We start from the raw sequence: 20653 nt of genomic DNA on the forward strand, positions 1-20653 counted from the left end.
TAAATAATTAATACCTGACTTTATTTCGATAAGGTCGGGTATTTTTTTAGGCCTAAACATCCCAAAATAATCAAATAAGGAAGCAAAGGAGGTAAGAATCTTCCATCCCAATTTTCTGATGTTAAACCAACAACTAGACCTTGAAAAAGGATAAACAAAACAAATGATCTTAAAAGGAGATCCCACTTATTTATTTGTCGAATACCAAATACCGAAATAAAATAAAGTGGATAAAGAGTTACAACAATTAACAGATTATGTAAAGTGGAATAATAGGGTTTGATATGTCCCCAAAAGAACATGCTTTTTATAGTAAATAGTTGAATAGAATACCATAAGTTACCAAGAGAAAAACCTATTAACTGTAAAAGTATGTTGTGATCTTTTGATATCAGAAAAGGGGTATCAATGGGTTGAATGAAATACGTGTATTTAGGGTAAATGATTTCTGCAATTAGATATCCTTCTATCATAAGCGGACCATAGAACGACATCATACGGTTTAAAATTATCAATAATAAAAGAAAGCCGATAGATGATATTCCAATTATATAGCTTCTTTTAATTTTTTTGGATTGATATAGTTCTAAGAAATAGGCAATGACAAGAGCACTTAATAATACAATACCATTAGGTCGTGTAAAAAATGTGAGTAAAAATAGGAAAGTGAATTTCCAGTACTTTTTTCGTGTGAAAAAATAAAAGGTGATTATAGAAAGTGATGTGAATAGAGACTCACTATAGATGATGTAATTCCACTCTAAAGAAATAGGGAAGAACAAATAGGCAAATGTCCCTAAAAAAGCAATTGTAGAATGATCTGAATATTTTTTAATTATCTGATATAAACAGACGCCACTGAGGAAGTTCAAAGCTAACTGTCCAACAACAATCGCTTCAATTTTTTGAGTAAATAGACGAAAGAATGTGATGAAAATACCATAAGTTAGGTACCACACGCTTCTATCGAATGTCATTTGATGATTAAGTATATCATCAGAAAGGTAGAAAAAGAAGCGAGAATCAGCACCTAATTTAGGTCCAATACTCTGCCACAATATACCATGTGTTATTAACCAAAGGATAAAAAGTAGAGGATAATGATAGGACTTTTTTTGGATAGAATTAAGCAGCCTCATCAATTCTCTTAATATCAAAATTGTTGAATCCTTCGTGTACTTCAATGGTAATTCTGTTTTGAGAAAGTAATTCTAAAACAGCTAGAAAGTTGAAAACGATAGCCACATTATTAAAATCTGCTTTAATTAAATCCATGAAACTAAACTTTTCTTTAGTTTTTAAGGTATCGATGATACTGTCTTGTCTTTCTTCTTGAGAATACGGATACTTTACTACCTGATGTCGAGGAGCATTTTCTTGGGCATCTAGCTTCTTTAAGGCACTTTGATAGAACTTTAGAAGGCTGAATAAATCCACATTCTGAAGTTCGGCTTCTACTCCGATTTCTTCTTCAATATCAGAGACTTCGTTGGAGATATTCCCTCTCTTTTCTCTATTTAGCATGGAGATTTCCCACTCTTCTAGTGTTTGAAGAACAGACTTGTACTTCATGTATTCTAAAAGGTGTTTGACTAGCTCATCTCTAGGGTCGATATCATTGCCTTCCTCATCCTTTTCAACTCTTGGTAATAACATTTTTGCTTTGATACGCATTAATGTAGCAGCAACCACAATAAAATCGCTTGCCAATTCAATATTGAGGCGTTCCATTTCTTCCATATACCCTAAGAAATCGTTGGTTATTTGGGAAATTGGAATGTCATGAATGTCTAATTCATCTCTTTGAATAAAGAAAAGAAGGAGATCAAAAGGACCCTCAAATATTTGGATTTTTATTTCGAAGCTCATTGTTATATGTTTACTCTAGTTCTACCAGATTCCTGTAGTTCAATCTTAATCACCTTACCAAACCCAAACTGAATTCGGAAGATATTTTTTAAAGGCATTTCGAGAAGGTAACATAAAATTACTCGCATTACAACACCGTGTGTGACAATAGCAATGCTTTTCCCTTCATCATATTGAATATTATCCTGCCAAAAATCGCATAATCTTGATTTTACATCCATCAAAGATTCGCCATTTGGAGCCGCCTTATGATCAAAATATTTGGCCCACTCTTTTAAGTCTGCCCCTAATTCGTGGAAGGTTTTCATCTCCCAATCACCATAATTAATTTCTAGCAAACGATCATCTTCGATGTGAATATCAGCAGGTAGTTTCTTTGCTAATTGTTTACACCTTTTTAGTGGACTATAAAAAATACTGGATAGTCCATCATCACCAATAGTTTGTTTTACTTCTTCGGCTTCAACATCAAAATTTTGATCTAAATCCAAATCCGTTTGTCCATATAAAATTTTGCTTGCTTCGACATCAGGGGTAGTATGTCTAACAAGATAGATCGTCATGCTCATATAGTAAATTAGTTAGATTTCATGGCTGCGTTTAAATAGCCTGCAGTAAAGCCATTTTTGGTTTTAATAATATCATCTGGAGTTCCTTCAAAGACAATGTCTCCACCGTTTTTACCTCCTTCAGGACCGATATCGATCATCCAATCAGCCGTTTTAATGACCTCCACGTTATGTTCGATAATAATGGCCGTATGCCCTTTATCAATTAATGCATTGATGGCTTTCATTAATTTATCGATGTCTTGGAAATGAAGTCCGGTTGTTGGTTCATCGAATACAAAAAGTACTCTTTCTGATTCTTTTAATGTGCCTTTGGCTAAGAATGAAGCTAATTTTACTCTTTGTGCCTCTCCGCCAGAAAGAGTATTTGATGATTGACCCAAACGAATATAACCTAAACCAACATCAAGTAGTGGTTGGAGACGCTGGATAATCTTCTTTTGATCGGCAAAGAATTCTACCGCCTCGTCTACACTGAGTTCGAGGATGTCAGAAATACTTTTCTCCTTATATTTTACTTCAAGAATTTCATTTTTAAAACGCTTACCACCACAACTTTCGCAAGGAAGGAAGATATCCGCCATAAACTGCATTTCTATCTTGTTTGTTCCTTCACCCTGACAAGTTTCACAACGGCCTCCATCGACATTGAAAGAGAAGAAAGCAGGCTTGTAACCTCTGTTGGTAGAAAGTGGTTGCTTAGAGAATAATTCTCTGATTGGATCGTATGCTTTAACGTAGGTTACCGGGTTAGAACGAGATGATTTACCAATAGGGTTTTGGTCGACAAACTCCACTTTGGTAATACTCTTGATGTTGCCATCGATTCGATCAATCTTTGCTTTTTCGTCTGTATGATTTCCCAATGCTCTATTTAAAGCAGGAGTCAGACATTTTTTTACTAAAGTTGATTTACCGCTACCAGACACCCCAGTAATACATGTAATTACCCCCAATGGGAATTTGACATCGAGGTTTTTCAAGTTGTTTTCTTTGGCTCCAATCACTTCGATATATTCCGACCAAGGTCTACGCTTTTCTGGTGTTGGAATACTTGATAATCCACTTAGATAACGAGTGGTATGCGACTGTTTTGGGTTGGCGATAGCTTCGTCAATGCTTCCTTGGAATTGAAGTTGACCGCCATAACTACCTGCATCCGGTCCGATATCAATAATTTCGTCGGCTGCACGCATGACTTCTTCTTCGTGTTCTACTACGATAACCGTATTTCCTAATCGCTGTAATTCTTTTAGAACAACGATTAGGTTTTGTGTATCTCTTGGGTGAAGTCCGATACTTGGCTCATCCAAAATATACATCGACCCAACTAACGCAGAACCTAAAGAAGTCGCTAATTTTATTCTTTGATATTCACCACCCGATAAAGTACTTGTCAGACGGTTGAGGGTAAGGTAACCTAACCCCACTTTATTCATGTATTGCAATCTATTCTTGATTTCTGCAAGAAGACGATCGGCAATTTTATGCTCATGTTTGTTTAATTTGATTTTATCGAAAAAGGCACTTGATTCTTCGATAGGCATTAATACCACATCAATAATTGATTTACCATCGATTTTGACATAAGAAGCATCTTTTCTAAGTCTTGATCCGTGACATTCTGGGCATACAGTTCTACCACGATATCTTGATAACATCACGCGGTATTGAATCTTATGCGTTTTAGAAGCTAAGTGATCAAAGAACTTGTTGATGCCTTTAAACTTGCCTTTACCGTTCCAAAGAATATCCTTTTCATCATCAGATAATTCGTTGTACGATCTGAAAATTGGGAAGCCGTTTTCGTGAGCGTTATCTGTAAGAGGCTTCAACCATTTTTTCATGGTTTCCGTTCTCCAAGGCATAATCGCATCATCAATTACAGAAAGTGTTTTATCCGGAATGACTAAATCAGGATCAATACCTAAAATCTTACCGAAACCTTCGCATCGTTTACAAGCACCGTAGGGGTTATTGAAACTGAAAAGGTTAACACTTGGTTCTTCGAAGATCATTCCGTCTGCTTCGAACTTATCGGAGAAGGTAGTGCTGATTTTGTCTTTTCCTTTTTGGATAATTTCGATTCTACATTCGCCAACACCTTCGAATAACGCAGTTTGAACGGAGTCAGCTACTCTAAACTGATTCTCTTCGTCGTCTTTTTTGACTGCGTTTCTATCAATCAGCATTTCCAAGGCTTTGAGATCTACCTTTTCGCCTTTTTCTAAGCTTTCTACTAATTCTTCGATGTACACCACTTGACCATCAGCAATCACTCTAGTAAAACCTTGTTGTAAAAGAAGGTTGAGAGCAATTTTTGGTTCACGTCCTTCAGGAATTTTTAATGGACAAGAGATAATAAACCTTGTGCCTTCCTTAAAAGTATAGATGTAGTTGACGATATCCGTTACTGAAGATTTACTTACTTTTTCTCCAGAGATAGGTGAGTATGTAGTACCTACTCTTGCAAAAAGTAATTTGAGGTAATCGTAAATCTCGGTGGTTGTACCTACAGTAGACCTAGGGTTTTTTGTAGAGACTTTTTGTTCTACCGCGATGGCAGGGCAAACTCCTCTGATGTATTCCACTTCAGGTTTCTCCATTCTGCCCAAAAACTGACGGGCATAGGAACTCAAACTTTCCACATACATACGTTGTCCCTCTGCAAAAAGGGTATCGAAAGCTAAGGAGGATTTTCCAGATCCTGAAACACCTGTGATGACCACAAAACTATTTCTAGGAATGGACACATCAACATTTTTTAGATTGTTGACTTTGGCTCCTTTGACAATAATGTATTCTTTGGGGTTGAGTTGATCTACTGAACGCATAAAAAGCTGATGGTGACTTTTGAAATCTTAGTTTTGAATAATCGGATCTACGTTTTAACGCACTACCATTATTCATATACAAGATGATAAAAAACAGACTATAAAATTAGAGAAATGCATTAATTAAACATCAAATAGTAAGAAAATATCTTGTGAATTGACGAAAAAATCATTGAACATTTATTCATCAATAAAAAAATATATCATTTTTGTAAGTAAGAGAAAAGTATTCAAGTAAAAACTAAACTAAATTTTCTCTTTGCTGGTAATTTAAGAAGAGGTGATCTTCACTTAATTCAATAGCCAAAATGATGTTTTTTTTAAGACTTTATTTAATCTGGGGTATCAGTATGTTTATGCTAGGCTTACTGATATTATATCCTTTATTTGCTTTAGTTATTTGGGTGCCTAATAGGAAACTATTGTCATTTACCTATTATTTAAATAAGGCTTGGGCCTATTTTACTTATATCATGATTTTGATTCCTATCAAAAAGGAAAAAAAAGTAAAATTGTCGAAGAAGGAGGCTTATGTGTTTGTGAGTAATCATACTTCTTTTTTAGATATTCCCGCTTTGCAATTAATCGTAGATCAATTTGTCATCTTTTTAGGGAAAAACAGTTTAGGAAAGGCACCTATTTTTGGATGGATGTTTAGAAATATCCATATCACTGTGGATAGAAAAAATTCGAGAAAGAATGAGGCCCTATTTCAAAAATCGATTGATAGATTAAAAGAAGGGTATAGCTTGGGGATATTTCCTGAGGGTACTCAAAATAGAACACCTCCTACTTTGAATTCTTTTAAAGATGGGGCATATATAATCGCGATCCGTGCTCAAAAGCCTGTTGTACCGGTGACTATTGTGAGTAATTGGAAAATATGGCCATCATTAGGCCCTTATTTAAAATGGACACCTTTGCGTTTGGTACAGCATGCACCAATTTCGACAGAAGGACTCACTTTAGATGATGTGGACCGATTGAAAAAGAAAACGAAAGAGGTCATAGAAGCTGAATTGAAAAAGCATTACCCCAAAGAATATTCAACTAAAGGTTAATTGGTTTTTCTTTGATATATAAAAGAGTTATTTCTTACTAATTCATGTGTTTTATTGAAATTATCTCAAATAAATCATTTAATTTGTGATATATTGATAAAATAATCAAACACTAATTATGATTATTGATAAAGATACTATAGAAAAAATTGCTCATTTATCCCGTTTAGAACTGGATAAAGACAAAGAAGAGAAAATGCTGAAAAGCATGAACGAAATTGTGGAGTGGGTAGCAAAGCTTGAAGAAGTAGATACTGATGGTGTTGAGCCGTTAACTCACATGACAGGAGAGCAAAGCGTGTGGAGACAAGATAAAGCAGCAAGAACTTTGTCGCATGAGGATGCTTTAAAGAATGCTCCTAAAAAGGATGCAGATTACTTTAGAGTACCAAAAGTATTGGAGTAAAAAAGCTCTTTTAATAAGATATTTTCAAATAAAAAAAGACCTTGAAGTTGAATTCTCCAAGGTCTTTTTTTGTTAAATACTTTACCGATTAAAGGTTATTAATCAGCGGTAACTCTTGAGTCATGCTCAAGTCGATCACTGTATTTAACTGTCCCATAATCTGAACAAAACGCGCAGCTGTTTGTGTAGAAACGACTTTTTTCATCTGCTTGTAGTACTTCAAATTAAGATCAATTTCTTGTTTATTTAATTTCAAAGCCAATTTCATCAACTCATCCGTTCTCTTTTCATCAAGAGTTTCGAAATTCTCAGCATACTCTTTAAGAAGTGTGTATTGCTGATTCATCAATTGACTATGTTCGAATTCGTATTTATCATAAACAGGCCAGAAAACATCATTTTCATCCTCGGCTAAATTCATGTTTTCTTTTAAAACGCCTCTTTTTTCAGCTTTAATTAAGGTCTTGATTGTTTCAAAGTCCATATTTTGACCTTGAGGTGATGCAGTAAAAGCAGGGGTTTGAGCATAAAGGCTTACAGTTGCTAGTAGAGCGCAGATAGTGAATAAGAATTTTTTCATGTTTTAATTATTTGTTGTCTCCGATTGAACGAGATAAAATACATTGAGTTTGTTATAGAACTCTTAAAAAAAGTAAAAACTCAAATAAATGTAATTAAAATCTTACTCATTAAATATTATTCACACGTGAAAATACATGAATAATAAAAGAGTTTAGAGGAAGTCGTTGGGAATGAATAGGAATTAATCTGTAGCGAGCCACTGTTCAGGATCCAATTTTTGTCCTTCAGTATTCCAAATTTGAAATTGAACTTCGTAAACACCGTCTTCGTTTTTACCTGCTAACCCAATTGCTTTAGAAGAAGGAAGCTGATCGCCGACCTTTACATATACTTTAGAAAGTTTTGAGTAAACCGTAAAGTAGTTGCCATGTCTTAACATGACGACATTTTGAAGGTTGGGTACTTTTGATACTGCTGTGACCACTCCTTTGTGCACCGTTTTTACTTTGGTGTTTTGTTTTACACGAATATCAATGCCGTGATTTTCTATAGAAACACCTTCTAAGATAGGATGAGGACGAACACCGAAACGGTTGGTGATCACCCCTTCGGGAACAGGCCAAATTAATGTTCCTTGTAACTCATCAAAAGATTTAGAGGAAACTATGGCCAACTCCTTACTTCTTGATGTTTCATCAGATTTTATTTTAGTCGTAATGGCCAACATCTGACGTTGAATTTCAGCCAAACCTTCTCTTTCTTGTTCTAGCTGTTTCTTTAGATATTCTTCTTTGTTCTTAAGATCAGCTATTAATTCACTTTGTTGTTTTTCTAATGATTTCAATGAAGCGAGTTGAGCCTTTTCTTCTTTTAAAAGGACTTGTTCTTCTTTATTTCGTTCTTCTAGCTCTACTTTTTTATCGGCTAGGAGTGCTTGTGTTCTTTCGATTTCTAAAATCTGCTTTTTACGAATTTCTTTGTAATGCTCAATGTAACTTGCTCTTCTGACAAATTGTGAGAAATTATCGCTAGCAAGAAGATAGGCCAACTGTTCGAAGTCACCTCCTGTTTTATAAGAGGCATACACGAGTTGAGCATATTCTTGTTTTAGAAGAAGCACCTTATCGTTAAGAGAATCGATACTGTGTGTAGCCAATAAAGCTTCTTTCTTCGAGACATTTATGCGCTTATTAATTTGATCCAACAGATGTTCTAAACCTTCAATTTGAGCTTCAAGGTCGCTTAATTCACTTAATGAAGTTTCTTTTTGTTCTGTTGTATTTTTGAGAATAGCAGAAGTCTGGGCTATTTTTTTCTTAGCCTGTTGTACATCTTGTTGAGCGAATAAGATGTAAGAAAAACATATTGCTATTATCGTAAAAAAGAAACGCATTGAATAGTAGTAAAAAATCACTTAGATGTTCATTCTGAAATAATTTTTTTATTTCAGAATGCAAAAGCAGTATTAAGTTATAAATATACAAATTTGATTCCTTAATGTATTTATTAAACATAAATTAGATATTTACATCAGTTTCTTAGGAAGAATTTAACGCTATTTTCTAGAGAAGTAGAATTATTTTTAAAACGGTGTTTATATTTATTTCTGAGAAGAATCTCATTTTAAAAAGTAGTTAATCCCCATGTTTGAAATTGGGTAAAAGCATCATTTTTTCGATCATATAAAAGTGGAAACATATAAAGTAGAAAGGTATCATCAAGAGAATAGGGCGGAGTGGAATACTTTTGTGATGAAATGTATGCAACAACACTTTTTTTTTACTCGTGACTTTATTGAATATCATAAAGACAGATTTATTGATTATTCTCTCATCATCAGAAATCAAACGAATCAAATTGTAGCCTTATTTCCTGCTACTTTAAATGAGGGAGTGGTGAGTTCTCATGCGGGTCTAACTTTTGGTGGACTTTTGTACAAGCCAAGAACCTTTGTTCAAAAAATCATTGATATACTTTCTGAAATAGAGCGTTATTGTCTAGTACATGATGTTCAAAAAATCATTTATAAAGTAACTCCATATATCTACAAAACCGAACAAGGTGAGGAAGACGTCTATGCTCTATTTAAAAATTCATGGCAATTGATAAGAAGGGATTTGAGTGGGGTAATAAAAATTGATCGTCAGATTGCGGCTGATAGAAGCAGGAGAAAGAATGAAAGAATAGCCTTATCGAATGATATTGAAATTAAAGCTTGTGATGACTTTGAAGCATTTTGGACAATGTTGAATGAGAATTTAACGAACCGACATAATGTGACACCAACGCATTCTTTGGAGGAATTGATATATCTAAAATCATTATTTCCTGATCAAATAAAATTGATAGGAGGGTTTAAAGGAGGAAAAATGATGAGTGGCACTTTATTATTTCTTACTCCGAATGTTTGCAAAGTACAGTATTCGGTCAATTCTATAGAAGGTAGAAAATACAAAGTACTTGATGCTGTTTTTATGCAGATGATCAGAGATTGTGAGAAAGAATATATCGATTTTGGTCACTCTTGTGAAGAGGATGGGAAATACTTAAACGAAGGCTTGGCAAGGTTTAAATATCAGTTTAGTGGGGAGTCGTTAGTGAACGATTTCTATCTGAAAGAATTAAAATAGTAGATATAAACTTGTAACTTTGTCTTCGTAAATCAGTTTAATAAGAAAACTTTTTAAACATGGATGAAATTGTAAATAGAGTCGCTCAGAGTGCCCTTGTTTCTTTAGATCTTGAAGAAATTAAACCACAGGGAGAAAGAGTGTTATTTGATATAAAAGATCAGCTTTTTCAGGGAATTGTGTTACGCGAAAAAGATTTTAGACTATTCTTAAAAGAACACGATTGGTCTACATACGAAGGAAAGCATGTTGCAATTACCTGTTCTGTAGATGCCATTATTCCTACTTGGGCTTATATGTTGCTGACCACACGTTTTGAAAAATATGCCGAGACGATTGTTTTTGGAGATTTAGAACGTTTGGAGGAAAGTATTTTTGAGAAGGCCATTGACGCTTTGGATATCAATGAATTTGAGGATAAACCGATAGTGATCAAAGGATGTAGCAAGGAAGCTGTTCCAACATCAGCTTATGTAAAAATTACAGAGAAATTGAGACCTGTTGCCAAGACAATTATGTTTGGGGAGCCTTGTAGTACAGTGCCGATTTATAAGAAACCTAGGAAAAAATAATTTTGGTTTCATCAATTATATATAAAAAAACACCAACAGAACAGTTGGTGTTTTTTTTTGGAAAACGAAAATTTATACCCGGAGGTAATTAGATATATCTCAATTGAATATCAGATTCTTAATTGAAGTTGGGCTACAAATAACCCAGCATGATGGTCAACAACATTCTTGCTGTCTTTTATCATATATACAGGGCGAAGTGAATAAGCGGCAGAAACTTTTACATTCTGACCAATAATTGCCCAGTTTGCACCAAAATCGCCATGCCAAGAAGCTTCATCCAATCCTTCTAGATCCTTCCACGAGAAACCTATGAATGGTTGAATTTTTTTCTCAGAATTATAGATCGATTTAGGTAATGTGTATCCAATTTCTGTGTGGAAAATATTACCAGTACCATGAGAATAGGATGCAAAACCAGCACCTTGAGGTGAATCTCCACCAGTTGCAAAACCACCTAAAACATTGGCTGTTCTTAAGTAATTAGAACCGTATTGGTAGTTATAGAATACACCATAAGCAGTAATTCCACCACCATTATGTCCTAGTGGCATACTTAAAAACGCATCTACAGCAATTTTAGTGATGTCATTTTCTTGTAAACCCCAGTCGCCGTTAGCGTCTTTAATATAAGTAGCTGTTCCACCTGGTTGGTATTGGAAACCAGCACCAATGTTGAAAACACGTTTCTGTCCAAAATAATTCATCTGTGAAGCACCAGAAACAGATTGTGATTCTATATCCCAAAACTGCCAATAGAAATAACCATTGACGTTGTAGTTGGTTTGTCTTAATAAATAAGTGTTTCCTTCTTGAACTCCAGCAGGAGGTGTGTTACTGTTGGCATAATCCAACATTTCTTCTTTCGACATTGGTCTTCCTCCAACTGTTGGTGCACCTGCATCTGGCGTAATTAAAGGTTGGTTTAAGGAAACTTGATATCCTAATTTCCCAAGGGTAACCCCTCTAAAGAAAAATCCCATTTGTCTAACAATTGCATCTGTTCTATTTACTTCTGGGAAGTTAAATCCTGGGTTGTCTAGAATAAGGTAATTGTTGGAACCTACTCTAGAAAGTCTTGAAAGGCCTTGCCAAAAGTGAAGACCTGAACCGAAGTAATTTTTTGGAGCAATTCGTATTTGACCTTGGAAATCGTGAAAGTATACGTTTTGAAAAATGTTAGAATAGGTACCGTCTGATGTTGCCCCAATTTGAGCAAATAATAAGTACTTGTTTTCTACATTTAAATAGAACATCGTACGAATACGTCTCATGGCAAAATCCGAATAATGGTCGATAGGTTCTTTTGAAACATTATTGATTGTTCCAGGGTTGGTTTCCCCATATCTCCACCACGATTGTAAACCAAGTATGAATTTGAAATAAGAAGTTTTGTCTTTGTTTAGATCCAATCGGATACCTCTCTTAAATACATCTACAGTTTTTTGATAATCTGTTTTTTCAATAGCTGTAGAAGTGGTCTTTTCTACTTTAGTAGAATCAACATTTTGCCCAAGCAGGCTAATGCTAAATAATGTAATAAAGGATACTGATAATATAAATCGCATTCTATGAAATGAGTTCTTGTGACGAATGCAAAGTTAATTTAAGATTTTTTATAAAATAGAATATCCATCACACTGAAACGTATTAATTATATGATTTCAATCATAATACTGAGGTAATTCGTCGTTAATCTGTGATATTTTATACTTTTTGATCTTCTCTGTATGAAATTCGACCCATTCTTCTTTTGTCATTATATGATCGTGATGTTGGAGCTCGTACTCTAAATAATGAAGATCCATCTCGAAAAAATGTTCTCTTAGGTGCTCTTCTATGATCACAAAGTTTTGTAGTAAATTTATACTTAGGGTTTCGATCTCTTCAAGTTCTCTAATAACGCTATGATGAAGTTGTTCTTTGAGCAAATTCAATTCATTGATTTTATTATTGATCACTTCTTTTTGATCGGCATCAGTTGCATACAATTTAAGCGCGTTCCATTGTTGTTCTGAAGCATGAGAAGAAGTACTTTGTCCATAAAGAGCAAATGTAAAAAGGGTAAGGGTAGAGACGATAATAAGTTTCATACGAGTGAATGAGTAATTGTGTAGGGTAAAAAAGGTTTAGTAAGGATCTCAAATTATAAAAAAAAGTCACTGTCCCAAAAAAGGAACAGTGACTTTTATATAGATTAATATATCTTCTTCGAATCTTACAAGTGGATACACTCGTCGTAAGCTTGAGCAGCTGCCTCCATTACCGCTTCGGATAATGTTGGGTGAGGGTGAACTGCAGTGATGATTTCGTGTCCAGTTACTTCTAATTTACGTCCAACAACTGCCTCAGCAATCATTTCTGTAACGTTAGAACCAATCATGTGACATCCTAACCACTCACCATATTTAGCATCAAAGATTACTTTAACGAAACCTTCTTTATGACCAGCAGCTGAAGCTTTTCCTGATGCAGAGAATGGGAATTTACCCACTTTCACTTCATAACCAGCTTCTTTCGCCATTTCTTCTGTCATACCTACTGAAGCAACTTCAGGAACTGTGTAAGTACAGCCTGGGATGTTACCGTAGTTCATAGGTTCAGGAGTTAAACCAGCGATTTTCTCAACACAGATAATACCTTCGTGAGAAGCAACGTGTGCTAAAGCAGGACCTTTAACGATATCACCGATTGCATACACTGAAGGAATGTTAGTTTGGTAGTAATCGTTGATCAATACTTTACCTCTGTCGTGAGCAACACCTACTTCCTCAAGACCGATACCTTCTAAGTTAGTTTCAACACCAACTGCAGAAAGAACAACATCACACTCGATAGTTGTTTCTTTATCTTTCTTGTTGTCTTTGATCACTACTTTACAACCGTCTCCAGAAGTATCTACTGTTTGAACAGCAGCGTTAGTCATCACTTTAATTCCTTGTTTTTTGAAGTTACGCTCTAATTCTTTAGAAACATCAGCGTCTTCGTTAGGTACGATACGTGGTAAGTATTCTACAACAGTTACTTCTGTACCGATAGAGTTATAGAAGTAAGCAAACTCAACACCGATTGCACCAGATCCCATAACCACCATTTTCTTAGGTTGCTCAGGAAGTGTCATTGCTTGACGGTAACCAATTACTTTCTCTCCATCAATTTTGATATGAGGAAGTTCTTTTGCTCTACCACCCGTAGCTAAAACAATATGTTCTGCGTCGTAAACAGTAGCTTTACCTTCTGCGTCTGTAACTTCTACTTGTTTAGGACCAACTAATTTACCAAATCCAAGAAGTTTCTCGATTTTATTCTTTTTAATCAAGAACTCAACACCTTTACTCATGCCAGCAGCCACACCACGAGATCTTTGTACCATTGCAGGGAAATCGGCAGCTGCCTCACCTACATTAATACCAAAGTCTTTTGCATGGTTGATGTATTGGAACACCTGACCACTTTTTAGTAAAGCTTTCGTTGGGATACAACCCCAGTTTAAGCAGATACCACCTACTTCTGCTTTCTCTACTACGGCTACTTTTAAACCTAATTGAGAAGCACGGATAGCGGCAACGTATCCACCAGGACCTGATCCTATTACGATTAAATCAAATTTTGTTGCTGACATAACTTTGTTGTTAATATATAATTTTTCGTTTTTCGTCTTAGAGCATCGACCACATTTTGGGTGTGCGATTGATGCGTAAATAAGGAAATATTATAAAATCCCTTGCAAAAATACACGTTCGTACATAAAATAAAAACGTTGAGGGAAATACGTTAAGATAAAGGATTATAAAAAAGTCTAATATTGCGTGATTTTGTATCTGTGAAGTGATAATTTGAAAAAAAATGTATGGCTTTTATATCAATATGTTGGTAGTTTCTTCTCTTTGAAAAAAACAGTGTTCAATGTCACTTTTTGATAAAAACAGCAGAACTATGCGTTTTATCCTATTCATTACTTCAATATTTAATTGCTAAATAATAGATTCTTTCTTTTTCCCAAACCATATTTTCAGTATTTTTGTAATAGCCGTTAATTGATTTTCTTTAACGGCCAAATGTTGAAATTCAGCATTTTATATGCTTGATTGCAAGAAATAAAAAAGAGAGATATGAAGAGGCCAACGATGTTTAAACTGTTAACCCATAGACAGTTTGATTTTACGACCCGATACTATGATGCTGAAAGAGAAGAAAGAGAGGCTAGGCATAAAGCTCTGTACGAAAAGTACGAAAAAGAGGAAAAAGAAAAAACAGTAAAAAATATTCAAGATAGTATTGATTTTTCTTCGGTTCGTAATAGAAGAACAGAAAGAAAACCGGTGATCATCCGAGCATTGTTAATTGCAGGAATGTTTGCCTTATTGTATTTTGTCTTGAAATAGACAGAAAGATACTTGGTAAAATTAACATACTTTCTTCAAAATCATCTTTTTGATGGGAGCAAATATTCTATATTTGCACCTCACAAAATTTGAGTACTACACTCAAGCAAATTTTAAAAATAATCACGTCATACGTCTTTATAATAGAATTACATGTATATCGCTATAGCAGGAAACATTGGTTGTGGAAAAACAACATTGACTAGGCTACTTTCCGAACGATTTGGATGGAGAGCATTGTACGAAAGCACTGTCAATAACCCATATTTAGAGGACTTTTATCAAGATATGGAAACATGGTCTTTCCATTTACAAACCTACTTTTTAAATCACCGATTTGAGCAAGTAAAAGATGCTACAGTCGATAACCCTGTAATTCAGGACAGGTCATTGTACGAAGGTACTTACGTATTCACAGAGAACTTAAGAAGATCTGGAGTACTTAATCAAAGAGATTTCGAGAACTACACTGCATTGGCTAAGTTGTATGAAGCAAAAGCAAATGCTCCTCATCTATTAATCTATTTAAGAGCTGATGTTGAAAAACTTCAGCAAAACATAGAGAAAAGAGGGCGTGATTACGAAAAAACTATCCCAACAGAATATCTTCAGAACTTAAATGATCTTTACGAAGAGTGGATCGATAGTTATGATAAAGGCGGATTGGTTGTCGTAGATGTAAATGATGTCGATTTCGTTGCTAACGATAAAGATTTTGAGCGTATTGCTTCTGCTATAGAATCTGCAATGCGTATCCGTAAGACACCAACAGGATCACTAGTATAATTCACTAACAACTAATCTGAAATAAAATGTATATCGCAATAGCGGGAAATATCGGTAGTGGTAAAACTACCCTTACAGGGAAATTAGCAGCACATTTTGGATGGGAACCACGTTACGAAAGTGCCGATGATAACCCATATTTAGAAGATTTTTACGAGGACATGTCACGTTGGGCATTCCCTCTTCAAGTATATTTCTTGAATAGTCGTTTCCGTCAGGTAATGGAGGTGTCTAGAACAGAACAACCAATTATTCAAGACCGTTCTTTATACGAGGACGCTAAAATATTTGCTAGACAGTTGAATGCTGATGGTCATTTAACAGACCGTGATGCAGAAACTTTCCAAGCCGTTTTTAATTCAGTAACTGAAAACGCACCTGCACCAGATCTATTAATTTATTTAAGAACTTCAGTTCCTCAATTACTAGATCACATCCGTAAGCGTGGTCGTGAATACGAGCAAAGTATCTCTAGAGCTTATCTTACAGGTTTGAATGAGTACTACGAAGAGTGGATCTCGAACTATGATCAAGGTAAATTGTTAGTGATTGATATGGAGGATATCGATTTTGTGGAGAATGAAAAACATCTTCAGCAAATTATCGGTAGTATTGATGCTGAATTACACGCTCAAAAAGCAAGAGTATAACCATAATTATATCAAGAAAACGTGTGTTGTACCATCGAATATAGCACACGTTTTTTGCTGCTTTTTAGTAACCTATTCCTAAAATAGGATACACCTAATTAATACCATTTCAAAAAAAGACTTCACTGAGAAAATGCAATACATTGCCATTGCTGGGAATATTGGGTCGGGTAAGACCACACTAACAAAAATGTTGTCAGAACATTTCAACTGGATACCAGAGTTTGAAAGTACTGCCGATAATCCGTATTTAGAAGATTTTTACAATGATATGAAACGTTGGGCTTTTCATGCTCAGGTTCGTTTCTTAGACAATAGCTTCCAACAGATGCTTGATCTTAGAAATGCATCTAAGTCAATTGTCCAAGACCGTTCGTTTGATGAAAACGCTCATATCTTTGCCAAGAACCTGCACACATCAGGTATTATGGATGACCGTGATTTTGAATCGTATTGGAAACTTTTCAAAAGTATGTCTTCTCAACTTCCAAAGCCAGACCTTTTGATTTATCTAGATACAGATTATGATCGTCTGATCTCTCAAATTCAAAAAAGAGGTAGGTCTTACGAACAAACTATCCCAGAAGATTATTTAAAAGGACTCAACGTACTTTATAATCAATGGATCGACCAATACACAGGTCCACTACTAAGAATTAAGATGGATGATTACGACTTCGTAGAAAACACAGAAGATTTCTATAGAATCGTTAATCAGATCGATGAGCAATTATCAGTTTCTAAATAACTAGTTAATGAGTTTAATGAAAAGGCTGCAAGAAATTGTGGCCTTTTTTTCATCAAAGATGGAGAATGAAAAATGAAAAGTTAAAAATGAAAAACGTGAAATGTTAGGTGGTCCGTGGGTGGATGTATGGGTTTAAATAAGATTTTTTTTGATAACTAGCACTGGTTTCCTAACCTGTGCCCGCGTCATGAGGAGCGTAAATTCAGCAACTCCTAATTTCTACCTCCTAACTCCTAACTAAAAACCCGAGCGTTAACTTTGCTACCTGCTACCTGCTACCTGCTACCTTCCCCCTTCCCCCTATCTTCCTGTTAATGAACTTAATCAAAACTACATTTCCCACAAATAATTACCTCAAAATGTAGTATTTAAAAACTTAATTCTTACCTTTGTCAGCCGGTGATTTGATGTGCAGTAGGTTATTGTGATCTTAACGGTTGATAATCACCATATTCTAATTGAAATATTACGGTTAGATGTTGTTTTATTGTTAGTAAAAAAGCACCTTTTGATACTCAATTATGTTAATGTGATTGAAATTCAATGGTTGTTTTTCTGTTTATTCAGTATTAACAGTAAAATAGCTTGTCATTTTGCAATAGTATTTTTACTTTTGCAAGCCGAAAAATTCTAATCTTACATAGTACGATGAAAAGAACATTTCAACCTTCGAACCGCAAGAGAAAAAACAAGCACGGTTTCCGTCAAAGAATGCTTACAGCAAACGGACGTAACGTTCTTGCAAGTAGAAGAAAAAAAGGAAGAAAGAGCCTTACAGTTTCTGACTCTAGAAAACACAAGGCGTAGTTAGCATCCTAAAGTAGGATGTGTTTCAGAACACTAAAACATTATTGTGATGAAAACTCGTATCGCAAAAAAAATCTTGAAAAATCAAGAGAAATTGAATTACAACAAAGGCCAAGTGCAAAAAGCTGAGCGCCTAGTTGCTAAAAAACAAAAAGCTGCCGCTAACGCATAATTGACACTTTGTGTCTAGCAGCTTTTATCTAGCGTCTCTGCGAAGTACCTCCGGGTACTTCGCGGAAGCCCGCAAAAAAGGTTAAGAGCTGGAGGTCTGGCGGCAGCAAATGCGACGGACCTTCACTTTTTTTTTGCCCTTTTTTAAATGAGATTATGGAAAAGAAGAACTTACCTACATACGATCGTGCCACCTTCCCAAAGAGTGAACACCTTAAAAGTAGAAGTCAGATAGAGCAGATGTTCAAGGATGGGCAGTCTGTTTTTTGTTTTCCATTCAAAATCTACTATTCTCTCTCCTCAGATGTAGAAAACGCATCTATCCCCCCTCAAGTATTGTTCTCGGTCTCCAAGAGAGGTTTTAAACATGCTGTTGATAGAAATAGAATCAAAAGGCAGTTAAGAGAGGTATATCGCCTAAATAAAGGAATTTTAAATATTGATTCTCCATTAGACAAGGTAGAAAACCTTGCTTTTGTGTATGTATCAAGAAAAAAAGAACCTCATGCTTTCTTAGAAAGAAAAATGAAAGCTAGTTTGTACAAAGTCAATGAGGTAAGACAACAGCCTTCCACTTCAGAAGATAATGAATAGCGTTTTTAAACGCTTTTTTTATGCCCAATTTAAAATGTCACCGCTAATTTTAACCGATTTTAGATAATAACTTTTAACAAGTTTAATCAAGTGTTTCTATACCTACTTTTCAAACAACAAATTATAGTAGTAGTAGTTAAATAAAGTGAAAATAAAATTTCTCAAAAATATTTTTATTACTACGATGAAAATTACACCTAAATATTCGATTGCGTTTTTATTGTTATTTGTGTTGGTGCAGGTTAGGGTTTTGGGTCAGAATAACCAACAACAAAGATCTCATAGTGTTGTTTGGAATGGATCAGTGGATTCAGATTATTATAATCCGCTTAACTGGACACCTAATTTTGTACCTGATTTTGACCATGATCAAAATCAAGATTTTAACCATGAATTGACTATACCAGATTCAGCAAAAAATGATTTTATAGTGCCAAATGGTAAAAAAATTTTAGTTAATCTTCTACATGTAAATAATAATGTGATAATACCAGGGGGAAGCGAAATAAAAGCTTTAATGGTTGATGTTCAAGGTAAAGGTGTTATAAAAACCGAAAACAATATAAATAGTCGATCAGGATTTACATTGTGGCAAAATATGACTATCCAAAATGGAGGTAAAGTAATTTTTGATAACACCACTGAACTTTGGGGAAATAGAGCAACAATAAATGTATTTCCTGGTGGTGAATTAATCTTAAATGGGCATACAATATTGAATATAGGAGATATTCATAATTATAATAAGCTATCATTAAATGATAATACAATCATTTATTTACATAAGTCTTTAAATAATGAACTTCGTTCAACTGTTGTTATGGAATCACATTCTATAATTGAATTTACAGGTGCTGATAAACACATAGTAAAATCCAATGGATTGAAATATAGTAATGTCAGATTTAAAACAGATGGAGACATAGTTCTTCAAGATAATTTTACAATATTAGATGAAGCTTATTTCGAAAAAGGTATTGTAAAAGGTAATACTGGAAACGAAGTATTTACTTTTGATAATGGAGCTGATTATGATCATCATCATTTACCTTCGAATCTTTCCCATGTAGTCGTAAAAGTTAAACGAATAGGTAGTTCTAAGTTTACATTTCCAATAGGAGATGGTACTAATTATCGACCCTTAGAAATTTCGAAAACAAGTGATCGACAGTCACATGAATATATTGCTCAGTATTTTAATCAACCCACTAGAAATTCTCAGTTTAATAATCCAAATCAAAATGTAAATGCACCAGAATATTGGACTATAAATAGTACTGATTTACAAAAGCCCAATGTGGAGGTTTATCTTTATGCAAATGATTCAAATTATCCACAAAATAAAAGAGGATTCTTAGAGATTATTAGATGGAATGGTCAGGAATGGTCGACTATAAGTAATAGAAACGTTTTAAGATCATTAGATGATGGATTTGTACATCTAAATCAAGAATTATCAGATTTTGGTACTCTTGCGTTACATGATGACGAACTGAACCTCCCAGTCAAACTCATCTCATTCAAAGCCACACAAAACAACAAAGAAGTTGATTTAACCTGGGCTACTGCAACAGAAATCAATTCAGAGAAATTTATTGTAGAGAGAAGCTACGATGCAAGACATTGGGAAGTAGTTAAAGAAGTTCAAGGTGCAGGTAACAGCGATGTTCGAGTTGATTATGAAGTAGAAGATCATATCAACAACACAAATGAGAAAGTGTATTATAGATTGACTCAATTTGATTTTGATGGTCAGTCAGAAACTTTTGATATGGTTACTGTAGGACAAAATGAATCGTTAGATAATATGGTTAGTGTTTTTCCTGATCCAGTGCATAGAGGAGGTGATATCACTATCTCTACTGCTTCTGATGAAGCACTTCCAGTAAGAATTTTATCAATTGATGGTAAAGAGATGGATCACTTCGATTTGGATCATCAAATGAGTTATAGAGTGAATACACAAGAACATATGATTTTTGTTGAGATCGCTAATGGTAGCAACAAAGTGATTAAAAAAGTAATAGTAGAATAATTAGAATTACATCG

The 20653-nt window shown here is 34.7% G+C and carries 21 protein-coding genes; 12 read left to right on the forward strand and 9 right to left on the reverse strand.

Annotated elements, in window-relative coordinates; genetic code table 11:
- Positions 1–20: 20 nt before the first annotated feature.
- The 4 genes from MY04_RS17410 to uvrA are packed head-to-tail and all read right to left on the reverse strand — an operon-like array spanning position 21 to position 5272.
- Entirely contained in the window at positions 21–1139 is a 1119-nt protein-coding gene (locus tag MY04_RS17410) for a glycosyltransferase family 39 protein (protein WP_066211775.1), read from the reverse strand.
- Positions 1126–1869, reverse strand: a complete 744-nt coding sequence (locus MY04_RS17415) for a segregation and condensation protein A (protein ID WP_066211777.1) — start codon at positions 1867–1869, stop codon at positions 1126–1128. The genes MY04_RS17410 and MY04_RS17415 overlap by 14 nt, the downstream gene beginning before the upstream one ends.
- A 2-nt stretch (positions 1870–1871) precedes the next feature.
- Positions 1872–2438, reverse strand: a complete 567-nt coding sequence (cobC, locus tag MY04_RS17420) for an alpha-ribazole phosphatase family protein (RefSeq protein ID WP_084005942.1) — start codon at positions 2436–2438, stop codon at positions 1872–1874.
- Between the two features lie 8 nt (positions 2439–2446).
- Entirely contained in the window at positions 2447–5272 is a 2826-nt protein-coding gene (gene uvrA / locus MY04_RS17425; protein ID WP_066211781.1) for an excinuclease ABC subunit UvrA, read from the reverse strand.
- 308 nt (positions 5273–5580) lie between these two features.
- On the opposite strand from uvrA, the gene MY04_RS17430 reads away from it, so the two are divergent.
- Both MY04_RS17430 and gatC read left to right on the forward strand, forming a co-directional pair.
- The gene (locus MY04_RS17430) at positions 5581–6333 is read left to right on the forward strand and encodes a lysophospholipid acyltransferase family protein (RefSeq protein WP_084005943.1); all 753 of its coding nucleotides are present in this window, start codon (positions 5581–5583) and stop codon (positions 6331–6333) included.
- 118 nt (positions 6334–6451) lie between these two features.
- Positions 6452–6739 carry an Asp-tRNA(Asn)/Glu-tRNA(Gln) amidotransferase subunit GatC gene (gene gatC, locus MY04_RS17435; RefSeq protein WP_066211785.1) on the forward strand — a complete coding sequence of 96 codons (288 nt, stop codon included), beginning with the start codon at positions 6452–6454 and terminating at the stop codon, positions 6737–6739.
- Positions 6740–6827: 88 nt separating this feature from the next.
- Here gatC and MY04_RS17440 read toward each other — a convergent pair whose 3' ends face one another.
- A complete protein-coding gene (locus MY04_RS17440; RefSeq protein WP_066211786.1) occupies positions 6828–7319 on the reverse strand; it encodes a hypothetical protein in 492 nt (163 codons plus the stop codon).
- A gap of 183 nt (positions 7320–7502) precedes the next feature.
- Positions 7503–8654, reverse strand: a complete 1152-nt coding sequence (locus tag MY04_RS17445) for a murein hydrolase activator EnvC family protein (RefSeq protein WP_066211787.1) — start codon at positions 8652–8654, stop codon at positions 7503–7505.
- 295 nt (positions 8655–8949) lie between these two features.
- Between MY04_RS17445 and MY04_RS17450 the strand changes: the two genes are divergently transcribed.
- Positions 8950–9891, forward strand: coding sequence for a hypothetical protein (locus MY04_RS17450; RefSeq protein WP_158297749.1), 942 nt, complete (start codon positions 8950–8952; stop codon positions 9889–9891).
- Positions 9892–9950: 59 nt separating this feature from the next.
- Positions 9951–10463, forward strand: a complete 513-nt coding sequence (locus tag MY04_RS17455; protein WP_066211791.1) for a DUF2480 family protein — start codon at positions 9951–9953, stop codon at positions 10461–10463.
- A gap of 110 nt (positions 10464–10573) precedes the next feature.
- Here the strand turns inward: MY04_RS17455 and MY04_RS17460 are convergent, their stop codons facing one another.
- From MY04_RS17460 to lpdA, 3 genes are all read right to left on the reverse strand, one after another.
- On the reverse strand, positions 10574–12031 hold the full coding sequence (locus MY04_RS17460) for a hypothetical protein (protein ID WP_066211793.1): 1458 nt from the start codon (positions 12029–12031) through the stop codon (positions 10574–10576).
- A 96-nt stretch (positions 12032–12127) separates the two neighbouring features.
- On the reverse strand, positions 12128–12556 hold the full coding sequence (locus MY04_RS17465) for a hypothetical protein (RefSeq protein ID WP_066211794.1): 429 nt from the start codon (positions 12554–12556) through the stop codon (positions 12128–12130).
- Between the two features lie 125 nt (positions 12557–12681).
- Positions 12682–14085 (reverse strand): dihydrolipoyl dehydrogenase, encoded by a 1404-nt coding sequence (gene lpdA, locus MY04_RS17470; protein ID WP_066211797.1) that lies wholly within the window; start codon positions 14083–14085, stop codon positions 12682–12684.
- A gap of 490 nt (positions 14086–14575) precedes the next feature.
- Between lpdA and MY04_RS17475 the strand changes: the two genes are divergently transcribed.
- The 8 genes from MY04_RS17475 to MY04_RS17505 all read left to right on the forward strand — a co-directional run bounded on the left by MY04_RS17475 (position 14576) and on the right by MY04_RS17505 (position 20639).
- Complete coding sequence (locus MY04_RS17475; protein ID WP_158297750.1) at positions 14576–14848, forward strand: hypothetical protein; 273 nt, start codon at positions 14576–14578, stop codon at positions 14846–14848.
- 153 nt (positions 14849–15001) lie between these two features.
- A complete protein-coding gene (locus tag MY04_RS17480; RefSeq protein ID WP_066211801.1) occupies positions 15002–15634 on the forward strand; it encodes a deoxynucleoside kinase in 633 nt (210 codons plus the stop codon).
- A gap of 26 nt (positions 15635–15660) precedes the next feature.
- A complete protein-coding gene (locus tag MY04_RS17485; RefSeq protein ID WP_066211803.1) occupies positions 15661–16284 on the forward strand; it encodes a deoxynucleoside kinase in 624 nt (207 codons plus the stop codon).
- Positions 16285–16417: 133 nt separating this feature from the next.
- On the forward strand, positions 16418–17032 hold the full coding sequence (locus MY04_RS17490) for a deoxynucleoside kinase (protein WP_066211805.1): 615 nt from the start codon (positions 16418–16420) through the stop codon (positions 17030–17032).
- 648 nt (positions 17033–17680) lie between these two features.
- Positions 17681–17839 carry a 50S ribosomal protein L34 gene (gene rpmH, locus MY04_RS17495; RefSeq protein ID WP_084005944.1) on the forward strand — a complete coding sequence of 53 codons (159 nt, stop codon included), beginning with the start codon at positions 17681–17683 and terminating at the stop codon, positions 17837–17839.
- Positions 17840–17888: 49 nt separating this feature from the next.
- Positions 17889–18011 (forward strand): hypothetical protein, encoded by a 123-nt coding sequence (locus MY04_RS28255; RefSeq protein ID WP_257794019.1) that lies wholly within the window; start codon positions 17889–17891, stop codon positions 18009–18011.
- A 155-nt stretch (positions 18012–18166) separates the two neighbouring features.
- Positions 18167–18604: a ribonuclease P protein component gene (gene rnpA / locus MY04_RS17500; protein ID WP_066211807.1), complete on the forward strand. Its 438-nt coding sequence runs from the start codon at positions 18167–18169 to the stop codon at positions 18602–18604.
- Positions 18605–18788: 184 nt separating this feature from the next.
- On the forward strand, positions 18789–20639 hold the full coding sequence (locus MY04_RS17505) for a hypothetical protein (protein ID WP_066211809.1): 1851 nt from the start codon (positions 18789–18791) through the stop codon (positions 20637–20639).
- The last annotated feature ends 14 nt before the right edge of the window (positions 20640–20653 follow it).

The organism is Flammeovirga sp. MY04, from assembly GCF_001682195.2.
Lineage (GTDB): Bacteria > Bacteroidota > Bacteroidia > Cytophagales > Flammeovirgaceae > Flammeovirga > Flammeovirga yaeyamensis.